We start from the raw sequence: 12,536 nt of genomic DNA on the forward strand, positions 1-12,536 counted from the left end.
TAAAAAATAATAAGTAACAATGCCATTACCAGACAAGGGTATGGTAAATCCATCCTTTTTCACCATCTGCATGCTCGATATGTATCCAGTCTCCCTGGCGTTTGATCACTTTGAACGGCACCCCTCTTTCCACCGTGAACAGAACACGGCTGTCCGTCGTGGGTTCTGCGCGGACATTGCAGTTGGTTCTGTTGGTGATCACCCCTTCCACGCTTGTCAGAAGCGATGCATGAATCCAGGCCATGTCCCCTTCAAAATCCTTGATCTTGACCCAGGTATCTTTCTTTTCCACCACCATGAACGGGTGATATTTTTCCACCTGCCAGAGAACCTCATGGCCGGTCCCCGGGCCGGAACGCATATTGGCGATGCTGGCTTTAACCGTGAGTCGTTCGGCAGCGGCCGCATTTTCCGGTCCCGGGCAAATCCATGCCATGACCATGATCATCCCTGCACACACCCATGGTAAGATGCATGATTTTTTTTTCATATCGTTCCCTCCCTTTTATATCATCCACGCAACATCATGCCTGTCTGATATACCAGAAAAGACAGGGTCCATGCAACCAGGGTGGTATAAATTACGTTAAAACAGGCCCATTTTAAAGAGGTTTCCCGGTAAATTACAACCACCGTGGCAAAACAGGGCACATACAACAGGACAAACACCATCATGGACAATGCGGATAGTGCTGTCATGCCTGATTGCTTCAACGCCGTGGTCAATGCCTGACCCTCCTGGGCTTCTCCCACCCCGTAAAGAACCCCCATGGTGCTCACCACCACCTCTTTGGCCACAAACCCGGTCACAATCGCGACACCGGCCTGCCATCCGATGCCAATGGGCGCAAACACCGGTTCCAGAAAATGACCCAATTGGCCGATATAGGATTTGGATACCCGTTCCTGTTCTTTTTTTGTATGAATTCTTTTAAGTTCCGATGCCAGGGTTTGATTCAGAATTATTTGCTGATCCGCATCCGCCTGCTTTATCTGCCGGGTGAACCGGTCCTGCACCCGAGCCTGAACCGCATCATAATCCTGTGAATAAGTGATGTTTTTAGGAAAGCTGGATAAGGCCCAGATGATGATGGAACCCACCAGAATCACCCCGCCCATTTTGCGCAGAAACATTTTGCTGCGATCCCACATGTGAATCAACAGGCTTTTGAGCATGGGCATCCGGTAAGGGGGCAGTTCCATGACAAACGGCGCATCCGCGCCCTTGAAAAACAGGGTGCGCAGGATGCGCCCGGACAAAATGGCAATGATGATTCCGGCTGCGTACAACGCAAAAATCACGGTCCCTGCCCGATGGGCAAAAAAACTGCCGGCCAGTACAATATATACGGGCAGCCGGGCGGAACAGGACATGAAAGGGGTCATCAGAATGGTAAGAATCCGGTCTTTCTGGTGTTCCAGGGTCCTTGCCGCCATGATGGCCGGCACATTGCAGCCGAACCCCATGAGCATGGGAATAAACGATTTTCCATGCAGTCCGGCCGTATGCATGACCCGGTCCATGAGAAACGCGGCCCGGGCCATATATCCGGTATCTTCAAACAGGGCGATGAAAAAAAACAGCAGCAGAATATTGGGAAGAAAAACAATGACCGACCCGATACCGGCCACCACACCGTCCAGGAGCATGGATTTAAACATCGATGCCGGCAAAAGATGGTCCAGCCAGAGGGTCAACCCCGTGACCCCGGATTCGATCCATGCCATGGGATAAGCGCCTAAGGTAAACGTGGATTGAAACATGACCCAGATAAAAAAGATAAACACGGGAATCCCTAAAAATCGGTCCGTCAACACCCGGTCGATGTTCCGGGACATGTCAATTCTTTTTTTAGCGGTATTGGTGACCGTCTCCCTGAGTATGCCGGCAATGACCCCATAGCGGTCTTCCGTGATCACCATTTCAAAATCATCCTGAAACAGATCAAAAATCCGCTTCCGGCAATCTTCCGCCACCTCGATCAGGTGCGGGCCCTGTTGGGGAAACCGTGTCAGAATCCGCTGTTTTTCAACGGCATCAGCTTCCAGCAGCTTGATGGCATGCCAGCGGACCAGAGAGTCCTTTGTCATGGCCTGGGTCTCATGAATCAGATCTTCCAGCTGACTGATACAGGATTCGGTATCATTGCCGTACCGGATCACGCGCGATTCCTTGCCATTTTCAAAGGCGGCACATTCTTCAATGGCCGCATCAATGAGACGGTCCATCCCCTTGTTTTTATTTCCCACGGTGAACACCACCGGCACATCCAGCAGAGCGGCCAGTTTTTTCTCATTGATCCGCATCCCCCGGGCTTCGGCCATATCAGCCATATTAAGGACAAACAGCACGGGCCGTCCCAGTTCCATGACCTGAAGGGCCAGAAACAGACTGCGTTCCAGGTTGGACGCATCAATGATATTGATCACAATATCCGGGTGTTCGTTAATGATAAAATCCCGGGTGGTGATCTCTTCCATGGAAAACGGGGTCAAACTGTAGGTCCCGGGCAGATCCACCACCCGCAGGGTATGCTGCCGGTACTTGAGCAGGCCTTCTTTTTTCTCAATGGTGACACCCGGCCAGTTGCCCACTTTTTGTCTGGCACCGGTCAGATTGTTGAAGATGGTGGTTTTCCCGCAATTGGGGTTTCCCGCCAGGGCAATGGTCAGTTCCTTTTTCATTTTTTGTCTTTCCGGGTTGTGACATTCTCAAGCAGAATATGGGCGGCTTCCTCCACCCGCAGGGAAATATGATATCCCTTGACCACCAGCTCGACAGGATCTTTTAACGGGGCATACTTTTCCACATACACCCGGGTTCCCCGGTTGATCCCCATCTCCAGAAGACGCCGCCGCAGCGTACTTTCTCCGGATACCCGGACAATGGTTCCCTCCTGCCCCGCTCTCATGTCACACAAAAGCACCCGGATGGATTCCGGATCAGGGGAATGATCGGCATGCCCGTTTTTTGATGCATCCGCCGACGTATCCACGGGTTCGACCCAGATTTTCTGGGCCATGCCGCTGCCGATAACCAGTCGGGTCTCTCCGGTGGCAATCACCACCTGACCACCGAACCCATTGGACACCACTTCAAGTTCATCCCCGATTTTCAAACCCATGGAAGAAATTCGAAGCTGCATCTGCCGGCCGGCTTCCAGCTGCTTCACTTTCAGTTTTTCGCCCTGTTTTGCTTTGTGCAACAGCACCAGTTTCTGTCGTTTGGCCATACAGGCACTGCAAAGGCCATAGATTTCCATGCGGTGCTGGAGCATATGAAACCCATATTCTTTGGCCACTTTCTGCTGCTGTTTTTCCAGGGCTTCATCTTTGAATTCCAGAATAGTGCCGCACTTGGTGCAGATCATGTGATCGTGGTGAATCCCCAGATGCCGGTGTTCGTACAAAGGTTCCCCGCCATCGAATTCTACCTTTGACGCAAAACCGAACCGGCACAGGTGTTCCATGGATGAAATCACAAATTCATCATTCAACCGGATGCCGTTTTTTTTCAGTTGCGTGACAATCTCTGCGTGACTCACATGGTGATCCAGCTGCAAAAACGCTTCAAGCACTTGAAACCGTTCATCAAAACGATCCAGTCCCTGTTCCCGAAACAGCCGCATGAACTGTTTTTTTTCCTGTTCGTGGGTATTGATCATCATTGTTATTATCCTGATAAAAATAAGTCACTAAGATATGATAGCGGGCGTGGTCTGTCAAGCTGACATAATATGATTTTCTTATTGATTTTATACAGTATAATTTATATTATAAAGGGTTATGAATTTTTATGCAGACACACAATATGATGTGGTGGTCGTGGGTGCGGGCCATGCCGGATGTGAGGCAGCCCTGGCCGCGGCCCGCATGGGATGCGCCACCCTGCTTTTGACCATTGATATGGACAAAATTGCCGCCATGCCGTGCAGCCCGTCCATCGGCGGCATGGCCAAAGGACAGCTGGTCAAGGAAATCGATGCCCTGGGCGGCCACATGGCGCTGATTACGGATCGTTCCGCCATCCAGTTCCGGACATTGAATACCCGGAAAGGCCCGGCGGTTCATTCCACCCGCACCCAGAACGACAAAGCCCTGTATTCCCGGCACATGAAAACGGCCCTGGAAACCTGCCCGAACCTGGATCTGAAACAGGCCATGGTCAAGGCACTGATAATTGAAAACAATCAGATCAAAGGCATTGTGGATGCGACCGGTTATGAATACTTTGCCCCCTGTGTGATCATTACCACGGGCACTTTTTTGCGGGGCACTGTCCATATCGGGGCCACCCGGATTGACGCCGGCCGGGCCGGGGAATTTTCTTCCATCGATCTGGGCCGGCACCTGTCGGATCTCGGGTTTGACATGGGGCGCATGAAAACCGGAACCCCTCCCCGGCTCCATGCCGACAGCATTGATTTCTCATGCTTCCGCCGCCATATGTCCGACAGTGAGCCCATCCCGTTTTCCTTTAGAACGGCCGCCATCACCACCCCCATGCTGCCCAGCTTTATGGGACATACCAATGCCCGGACCCATGACATTGTCCGGAGTAATCTGAAGCACTCCGCCCTTTACGGGGGACACATCAAAGGGCAGTCCGCCCGGTACTGTCCCTCTTTTGAAGATAAAATCGTCAAATTCCCGGATCGGGACAGCCACCATATCATCTTGGAGTATGAAGGAATCCATACCAAAGAAATTTATGCCTCCGGTTTAGGCAACAGCCTGCCCCTGGAGATCCAGTACCAGGTGGTCCGATCCGTGAAAGGCCTGGAACAGGCCAGAATCATGAGGCCGGCCTATGCCATTGAATACGATTTTGTAAATCCGCTGGAACTGTTCCCGACCCTGGAAACCAAACGGATCAAAGGCCTTTTTCTGGCCGGACAGATCAACGGCACCTCCGGATATGAAGAAGCCGGGGGCCAGGGCCTGTGGGCCGGCATCAATGCCGCAGGTAAGGTTCAGAAACGGCCCGCATTTGTGCTGGACCGGTCCCAGGCGTACCTGGGCGTTATGATCGATGATCTGGTGACCCGGGGTACCACTGAACCCTACCGCATGTTCACTTCCCGGGCGGAATACCGCCTCATGCTCAGAGAAGACAATGCGGATCTGCGCCTGGCTGACATCGCTTTTGAATACGGCCTGATCGATGCAGACCGCCTGGCTTTGTGCCGGGAAATCCAGGAACAGACCCGCAAAGAAATTCACCGGGTGAGACAGATGGTTGTCAAACCGGAAACCGCCGTGAACCAGCGCCTATCCGACTTGGACAGCCCGCCCATCTCCACCGGTGTCAAACTGGAACAGCTCCTGAAACGGACGGAGATCGATTATCAGAACCTGATGGCCTTTGCTCCGCCGCTTGAACCGGTTCCCGCCCGGGTGGCCCGGCAGGTGGAAATTGAAATCAAGTATGAAGGATATATCACCCGCCAGCTGAACGAAATAAAAAAATTCAAGCATCTGGAACGAATCCATATCCCGGCACGACTCGATTACGGCAATGTCCACGGCCTGTCCAATGAAATCCGGGAAAAACTGAAAAAAATTCAGCCGGAAACCCTGGGCCAGGCTTCCCGGATCGACGGCATGACGCCTGCCGCCATCTCTGTGATGATGGTTGCCATTGCCGCTTTTAACACCCAGAAATCCGCTTGACTTGTGCGGGTTGACGCTTATCATTTACCATAAAAAAGTCAAACCCAATATAAAACAAGCAGTGAGGAAAAAATGGCCGACGATTATTACAATATTCTAGGCATCGATAAATCGGCAAGTGCGGCAGATATCAAAAAAGCTTACCGCAAGCTTGCCATGAAGTACCATCCGGACAAAAACAAAGGGGATAAAACCCTGGAGGACAAATTCAAGAAAATCAGCGAAGCCTATGCCGTGCTCAGCGACCCGGAAAAACGAAAACAATATGACACCTATGGCTCCGCCGACTTTCAACAGCGATATTCCCAGGAAGATATTTTCAGAAACTTTGATTTAGGGGATATTCTCAAGGAGTTCGGATTCGGCGGCGGCCGGGGCGGATTTTCCGCTTCTTTTGGCCAGGCCGGTCCCCGGGGGCGCTCCGGTTTCTCCGGGGGCAATCCGTTTTTTCAAAACACGGGCGACGGGTTCGGCCAGCAACGGGCCTATCCCCGGACACCGGGAAAAGATATTGAATATGAAATTCCGTTGACCCTGGAAGAATTGATTCACGGCACCAAAAAAACCATCACCATCCGCCAGGGCAGCACCACCAATGCGGTTGAGGTTCGTATTCCCAAAGGATTGACCCAGGGGAAAAAAATCCGTCTGGCCGGCAAAGGTGAACCGTCTCCCCATGGCGGACCGGCCGGGAATCTGTATATCAAATCCAGACCGGTTCCCACCAGCGGGTTTTCCATTGACGGCAACGATGTCCTTATGACCCAATCGATCAAACTGACCCAGGCCCTTCTGGGAGACAAACTGGAAATTCTGACCCCGTCCGGAAAGACCATGAACCTGAAACTACCGGCCGGAACCAGTCACAAAGCCAGGATGCGTCTGTCCGGACATGGTATTCCCCATATGAAAGGAAATGGTTGCGGAGATCTGTTTGTTGTGATTAATATAGACATGCCCAAAAAACTGACGGACAAACAAAAAAAATTAATCCAGGAACTCAAAGCCACAGGATTGTGATTCACCATGCCCGAATTTATCCCGCTGATTTCCCGACAGACCATCCAGAACCGGGTCCGGGAAATCGGCAAACAGATCTCCCGGGACTACCAGGGTAAAGACCTGATTTTAACAGGAATTTTAAAGGGTGCTTTCATGTTCATGGCAGATCTTACCAGGCAGATCGATATGGACCATGACATTGATTTCATTGGTGCGTCTTCCTATGAAGGCACCCATTCCACCGGGCAGATCGTATTCACCAAACAGCCGGATCTGGAATACCGGAATCGGGATATTCTGCTGGTGGAAGACATCGTGGATACAGGCAACACCTTGACCAAGATCATGGAGTTTATCCAACTTCTCAATCCGAATTCCGTGGCCGTCTGCACCCTGATCGACAAACATGAACGCCGGAAAAAAGCAATTCCCGTCAAGTATGCCTGTTTTTCTCTTGAAAAAGGATTCATTGTCGGGTATGGGCTGGATTATGATGAAAAATACAGGAACAAGCCTGAAATATATGATCTAAAATTATAGGGGATGCGCCATGATTATCACCTGTGAAAAGTGCGAAACACGATTCAACTTAGATGAATCCTTACTCGATGCAGACGGATCCACGGTACGTTGCAGCCGGTGCCAGCACATATTCACGGCATTCCCCCCTTCTGCCAAACCGGAATTCGACGATTCTGAATTTCAGGATATCGATTTTGACAAAGATCTTGAGTTCGATGATTCCGACTTTGACGAACAAGAAAATCTGCCTGAAACCTTGGATGTTGAAAACCGGACCCAGGACGTTATACAGCAAACTGTTGAACCCGATGAGCTGGAACTGGAAGCGATTGATCCGGATGAAATAGAAATCGAATTTGAAGATGCTGACACAACAGAAACAGATGAACCGGATCTGTCGGATGAACTGAAACTATCAGATGAACCCGACCTGTCGGAAGATATGGCCGAAGTTCAGGAAGAACTCGAATTGGGTGACATCACTTCCGAAGACAACGAACCGGAATTCGATCTGGCGTTTGATCTGGATGAAGAAAATCCGGATACTGAAGAACTGAGTCTGGACACACCTGAAGAAAAAGAACCTGAACTCGAAGATCAGTCCCGGTCCCATTCTTTGGAAGAAACGGATCCATTGGACAAAAAAACAAAGATCGATACGGATCAAGAAATTGATGTCGATCTAAAAGACGACTTTGAACCTGAGGAAACGGCTTTTGACGGATTGGATGAATTTGATGACCCGGATTTTAACGAAACAGACATGGAGGATGCCGACCTTCCTGATACGCTGTCTCATGAGACCCCCCCACCCCGCCGTCCGGCCCGGGCATCTTTGATCCACCCGCTGGACCCGGAAGATGAACGCATGGATTCTGAAGAACCGCCTGCCAAAAAAAGAACCGGTCTGGGGCTTCCGGTTCTGGTGCTCCTCCTTGTCTTTTTATTGGCAGGGGGCGGTTATATTGCCGCCACATTTTTTGGATACAAGATCCCTTTTCTGCCGGAAATCCAGATTCCGTTCATTGAGCAGTACCTGCCTGAAAAGACACCGGAAACCGTGACCTATCCGGACCCGATCCCGGACCAGAAAAGTGTGACCGGCCGGTTTCTCACCAATGACTTTGCCGGAGAACTGTTCATCATCACCGGAAAAATCGAAAATCCTGCTCAGATTCCCTACGGCCGTATCCAGGTGAAAGGCACTTTGTTTCAGAAAGAAAAAAAAGCCGCCATGACCCAAACCGCTTTTTGTGGCAACATCATTCCTGAAAAAACCCTGAAAACCGCCCGGATCGAAGACCTGACCGCTCAGTTGAAAATTCCGGGGGGAACCGCGGATATCAACGAAAAAATCATGCCGGGTGACACCGTTCCGTTCATGCTGGTGTTTGCCGACCTGCCCCGGAATCTGGAAAACTTTACCGTGGAGGTGGCGGGATTTGATAAAGCAACACCCTGATCATTTCTCTTATGCCTTGTTGACCCATGAAACACACCCCCGTGAATCCGACCCTATGCCGGCACGAAATCATCTCCCGCCTGGGAAAGGCGGTTCATCCCTCCCCTCCGGACCTGAATAAATATGATCAGACGGCTGTCATGGCGCTGTTTTTGTTCAACCAGGCCCTTCCGAAACTGTTGTTCATCCAGAAAGCGGATGTGGCCGGATATCCCTGGCGCAATCAAATGGCCTTTCCCGGCGGACATGTGGATGAAACCGATGACAGCCCTTTGGAAACCGCGTTGCGGGAGCTGGAGGAAGAACTGGGGATCGTTCCGGAAAATGTGGAAGTCATCGGTTCCATGGGCCATTTCCAGACCATCAATCACAAAGATATCCACGCCTTTACCGGTATCTGGAACCAGCAGGGCCCCATCCGGTTCGATCCTGTGGAAATCAGACGGGTGTTTCAGATTCCGGTGCCCCACCTGGCCGACCTGCACCGGGAAAAAAAGTATCTTGGACAAACCCCGCCGATCCTGGATCTGACCTATCCGTTCCAGGATGTGGTCATATGGGGCGTGACGGCAAAAATCCTTCACCACATGCTGGACACATTAATGGATCACTGAGATCAAGTAAAATCACTCATTTTTGTTCCGCTGCCACAGCCGGAACCCGATCTTGATCACCAGAAAAAAGGACATCCCGGCCAGTATTCCCGGAAACCACATATGTTCAACCAGATCCGGTTTTGATCCTGCCACGGTCACCCCGGACAAGGCAAACAAACCGATCACAAACAAAAAACCCATCAATATCCAGCAGGCAGCGGAAGTATCATACCAGGGAATGTATTGTTTTCTGAAAAACGGGAAACGATCTGAACGCATTGCGTTGGCGCCATTCTTTTATTTCAGGATTGTCAATACCATATATTGTATTTTTTCTATTGACACACAACAATATATTGGATAATTTGATTTATGTCGATCACACATATCCAGTCCGGATACCCTGTGTCAACACAAAGAAACAATATGTCAATTTGAATCTGATTTCAAGAGGTAGGCCATGTTTGAACAAATAAAGAAACGCGATGGGCGGATCAGCGCATTTGACTCGTCAAAAATCACCAGTGCCATTGAAAAAGCCGGTCTGGCAACGGGTGAATTCAACGGCAGAGAAGCCAAAAGACTGACCCTCAGGGTCTTGACCCTGGCCCGGGACCTGCAACTGGGGCCGGTGCCGGAAGTGGAAGAGATCCAGGACATCGTGGAACGGGTCCTGCTGGATTCCCCGTTCTACAAGACGGCCAAGGCTTACATCATCTACCGGGAGCAGCACAACCAGATCCGGAAGATCGCCATCCGGGAAAACGTGGACCTCATGGAATCCTATATCTCCCAGATGGACTGGAAGGTCAAGGAAAACAGCAATATGAGCTATTCCCTTCAGGGCCTGAACAATTACATCTCTTCAGATATCACCGCGGAATACTGGCTCAACAAAATCTATCCCCCGCCGGTGCGGGAGGCCCATTACAGCGGAGACATACATATTCATGATTTGAGCCTGCTGTCTGTGTACTGTGTGGGCTGGGATCTTCAGGATCTGCTTCTGGAAGGATTCAAAGGTGTGGCCGGAAAAGTCCAGTCCTCACCCCCCAAGCATTTCAGAAGCGCTTTGGGCCAGATCGTGAATTTTTTCTACACCCTTCAGGGGGAAGCGGCCGGGGCCCAGGCCATGTCCAATTTCGACACCCTGCTGGCGCCGTTTGTCAGAGAGGATCAACTCACCCCCAAAGAGGTGAAGCAGGCCCTTCAGGAGTTTGTCTTTAACATCAATATCCCCACAAGGGTGGGATTCCAGACCCCGTTCACCAATATCACCATGGATCTGAACGTACCGGCCACCCTGGCGGATTCACCGGTCATCATCGGCGGCAAATACCGGGAAGACACCTATGCCGGGTATCAAAAAGAGATGGATATGATCAATGCCGCCTTTGCCGCAGTCATGATGGAAGGGGATGCCAAGGGCCGGGTTTTTACATTCCCCATCCCCACCTATAACATCACCCGGGACTTTGACTGGAACAATCCCAACCTGGAAAATATCTGGAAAATGACCGGTAAGTACGGGATTCCTTATTTTTCCAACTTTGTCAACTCCGACATGTCTCCGGAAGATGCCCGGTCCATGTGCTGCCGCCTGCGCCTGGACAACCGGGAGCTGCGCAAACGGGGCGGTGGCCTGTTCGGTGCCAACCCATTGACCGGGTCCATCGGCGTGGTCACCCTGAACCTGCCCAGAATCGGATATCTGGCTGAAAATGAAACCGATTTTTTCCAGCGCCTGGATCATTTGACCCGGGTGGCTGCCGAATCTTTGAGCATCAAGCGCAAGATTCTGGAAAAATTCACCGAGGGCGAGCTGTATCCCTATTCCAAGTTCTACTTGAGAAAAATCAAGGAAAACACCGGAGTCTACTGGCGCAACCATTTTTCCACCATCGGTATTCTGGGCATGAACGAGGCCTGCATCAACTTCTTAAACCAGGGGATTGCCACGCCGGAAGGACAGGCATTTGCCGTAAAAGTCATGGATCATTTACGCAAAAACATTGAAACGCTTCAGGCGGAAACCGATGAAATTTTCAACCTGGAAGCCACCCCGGCCGAAGGCACCACCTACCGGTTTGCCAATCTGGACAAAAAAAGATTCTCAGATATCATCTGTGCCAATGAATCAGAATATCAGCAGGGCAGTGATCCGTTCTATACCAACTCCACCCATCTGCCGGTCAATTACACGGATGACCTGTTCGAAGCCCTGGAACTCCAGGATCCGCTGCAGACCCGATACACCGGCGGCACGGTCCAGCATCTGTTTCTAGGCGAAGAGGTCCAAGACATCCAGGTGGTCAAACAACTGGTGAGCAAGGTATCCAATACATTCAAACTGCCCTATTTCACGCTGACGCCCACGTTTTCCATCTGTCCGTCTCACGGCTACATTGCCGGAGAACATGCCACCTGTGATACCTGTCACGCAGAAACGGAAATCTACTCCCGGGTGGTGGGGTATCTGCGGCCGGTGTCCCAGTGGAACAATGGCAAGCAGACGGAATTTGCCATGCGTAAAACATTTAATGTGGCTTCGTAACCATGCATATCGGCGGTTTCCAGAAAAATTCTCTGATCGACTTTCCAGGAACCATTTCCTGTGTGGTGTTTACCATGGGATGCAATTTTATCTGCCCCTATTGTCATAATCCTGAACTGGCGGCCGGCCCGGCAAACGGCACCGGCCGCCTGGACACCACGGATATTTTTTCATTTCTGACGGCCCGAAAAGGACTGGTGGACGGGGTGGTCATCACCGGAGGAGAACCCTGTCTGCAAAAGAATCTGATGGATTTCATCCAGCAGATCAAGCAGATGGGGCTTGCCGTCAAACTGGATACCAACGGATCAAGACCGGCGGTTCTGTCCCGGCTGCTTGACCGCTCTCTGGTGGATTATGTGGCCATGGACATCAAAACCGGGGCGGACAAATATCCTGACATCATGAAACCTTCCGCTGACATGGATTCGGTTTCACAAAGCATGGGTCTTATCATGGATTTTGCCCCTGCCTATGAATTTCGAACCACCTGTGTGCGGCCGTTTATCAATGCCCAAATCATGGAACAGATTGCCGGCCAGATCAAAGGGGCCAAAAAGTATGTGCTTCAGAAATGTGTCCGCCATGTTCCCATGATGGATCCGCAATTTTCACAGAACCCGGATCATTTTTTTTCGGACCGGGAGATTCTGGAACTGAAATCCATTGTTGAAGGCGCGGTTCAGGAAGTACAGGTCCGATAAACAGATTCGAGACATCAATGATA

At 51.0% G+C, this 12,536-nt stretch carries 11 protein-coding genes; 7 read left to right on the top strand and 4 right to left on the bottom strand.

What is annotated here, in order from left to right; translation table 11 throughout:
• Positions 1-25 precede the first annotated feature (25 nt).
• Genes K365_RS0119585 through K365_RS0119595 form a run of 3 tightly spaced genes read right to left on the bottom strand, consistent with a single transcriptional unit; the run spans position 26 to position 3,668 of the window.
• Positions 26-490, bottom strand: coding sequence for an SH3 domain-containing protein (locus tag K365_RS0119585; protein ID WP_006967386.1), 465 nt, complete (start codon positions 488-490; stop codon positions 26-28).
• A 20-nt stretch (positions 491-510) separates the two neighbouring features.
• Positions 511-2,685: a ferrous iron transport protein B gene (gene feoB, locus K365_RS0119590; RefSeq protein ID WP_024335939.1), complete on the bottom strand. Its 2,175-nt coding sequence runs from the start codon at positions 2,683-2,685 to the stop codon at positions 511-513.
• Complete coding sequence (locus tag K365_RS0119595) at positions 2,682-3,668, bottom strand: FeoA domain-containing protein (RefSeq protein WP_029725576.1); 987 nt, start codon at positions 3,666-3,668, stop codon at positions 2,682-2,684. Before K365_RS0119595 ends, feoB begins: the two co-directional genes overlap by 4 nt.
• Before the next feature lie 118 nt (positions 3,669-3,786).
• On the opposite strand from K365_RS0119595, the gene mnmG reads away from it, so the two are divergent.
• The 5 genes from mnmG (at position 3,787) to K365_RS0119620 (ending at position 9,273) form a co-directional block, all read left to right on the top strand.
• Positions 3,787-5,673: a tRNA uridine-5-carboxymethylaminomethyl(34) synthesis enzyme MnmG gene (mnmG, locus tag K365_RS0119600; protein WP_024335941.1), complete on the top strand. Its 1,887-nt coding sequence runs from the start codon at positions 3,787-3,789 to the stop codon at positions 5,671-5,673.
• Positions 5,674-5,745: 72 nt separating this feature from the next.
• Complete coding sequence (locus tag K365_RS0119605; protein WP_024335942.1) at positions 5,746-6,693, top strand: DnaJ C-terminal domain-containing protein; 948 nt, start codon at positions 5,746-5,748, stop codon at positions 6,691-6,693.
• A gap of 6 nt (positions 6,694-6,699) precedes the next feature.
• Positions 6,700-7,215 (top strand): hypoxanthine phosphoribosyltransferase, encoded by a 516-nt coding sequence (hpt, locus tag K365_RS0119610; RefSeq protein WP_006967374.1) that lies wholly within the window; start codon positions 6,700-6,702, stop codon positions 7,213-7,215.
• A gap of 10 nt (positions 7,216-7,225) precedes the next feature.
• Positions 7,226-8,659, top strand: a complete 1,434-nt coding sequence (locus tag K365_RS0119615) for a zinc-ribbon domain-containing protein (RefSeq protein ID WP_024335944.1) — start codon at positions 7,226-7,228, stop codon at positions 8,657-8,659.
• Positions 8,660-8,685: 26 nt separating this feature from the next.
• A complete protein-coding gene (locus K365_RS0119620) occupies positions 8,686-9,273 on the top strand; it encodes an NUDIX hydrolase (RefSeq protein ID WP_024335945.1) in 588 nt (195 codons plus the stop codon).
• Between the two features lie 12 nt (positions 9,274-9,285).
• Here the strand turns inward: K365_RS0119620 and K365_RS0119625 are convergent, their stop codons facing one another.
• Positions 9,286-9,534 (bottom strand): hypothetical protein, encoded by a 249-nt coding sequence (locus K365_RS0119625; RefSeq protein ID WP_024335946.1) that lies wholly within the window; start codon positions 9,532-9,534, stop codon positions 9,286-9,288.
• A 181-nt stretch (positions 9,535-9,715) separates the two neighbouring features.
• On the opposite strand from K365_RS0119625, the gene K365_RS0119630 reads away from it, so the two are divergent.
• On the top strand, positions 9,716-11,809 hold the full coding sequence (locus tag K365_RS0119630; protein ID WP_024335947.1) for a ribonucleoside triphosphate reductase: 2,094 nt from the start codon (positions 9,716-9,718) through the stop codon (positions 11,807-11,809).
• Between the two features lie 2 nt (positions 11,810-11,811).
• Positions 11,812-12,513, top strand: a complete 702-nt coding sequence (locus K365_RS0119635; protein ID WP_006967361.1) for an anaerobic ribonucleoside-triphosphate reductase activating protein — start codon at positions 11,812-11,814, stop codon at positions 12,511-12,513.
• Positions 12,514-12,536 lie beyond the last annotated feature (23 nt).

Origin of the sequence: Desulfotignum balticum DSM 7044, assembly GCF_000421285.1 — a bacterium.
GTDB lineage: Bacteria > Desulfobacterota > Desulfobacteria > Desulfobacterales > Desulfobacteraceae > Desulfotignum > Desulfotignum balticum.

Bases quoted from the DNA above. Each gene is read 5' to 3' on its own strand.
- K365_RS0119585 (WP_006967386.1), bottom strand. From the start codon at position 490: ATGAAAAAAAAATCATGCATCTTACCATGGGTGTGTGCAGGGATGATC.
- feoB (WP_024335939.1), bottom strand. From the start codon at position 2,685: ATGAAAAAGGAACTGACCATTGCCCTGGCGGGAAACCCCAATTGCGGG.
- K365_RS0119595 (WP_029725576.1), bottom strand. From the start codon at position 3,668: ATGATGATCAATACCCACGAACAGGAAAAAAAACAGTTCATGCGGCTG.
- mnmG (WP_024335941.1), top strand. From the start codon at position 3,787: ATGAATTTTTATGCAGACACACAATATGATGTGGTGGTCGTGGGTGCG.
- K365_RS0119605 (WP_024335942.1), top strand. From the start codon at position 5,746: ATGGCCGACGATTATTACAATATTCTAGGCATCGATAAATCGGCAAGT.
- hpt (WP_006967374.1), top strand. From the start codon at position 6,700: ATGCCCGAATTTATCCCGCTGATTTCCCGACAGACCATCCAGAACCGG.
- K365_RS0119615 (WP_024335944.1), top strand. From the start codon at position 7,226: ATGATTATCACCTGTGAAAAGTGCGAAACACGATTCAACTTAGATGAA.
- K365_RS0119620 (WP_024335945.1), top strand. From the start codon at position 8,686: ATGAAACACACCCCCGTGAATCCGACCCTATGCCGGCACGAAATCATC.
- K365_RS0119625 (WP_024335946.1), bottom strand. From the start codon at position 9,534: ATGCGTTCAGATCGTTTCCCGTTTTTCAGAAAACAATACATTCCCTGG.
- K365_RS0119630 (WP_024335947.1), top strand. From the start codon at position 9,716: ATGTTTGAACAAATAAAGAAACGCGATGGGCGGATCAGCGCATTTGAC.
- K365_RS0119635 (WP_006967361.1), top strand. From the start codon at position 11,812: ATGCATATCGGCGGTTTCCAGAAAAATTCTCTGATCGACTTTCCAGGA.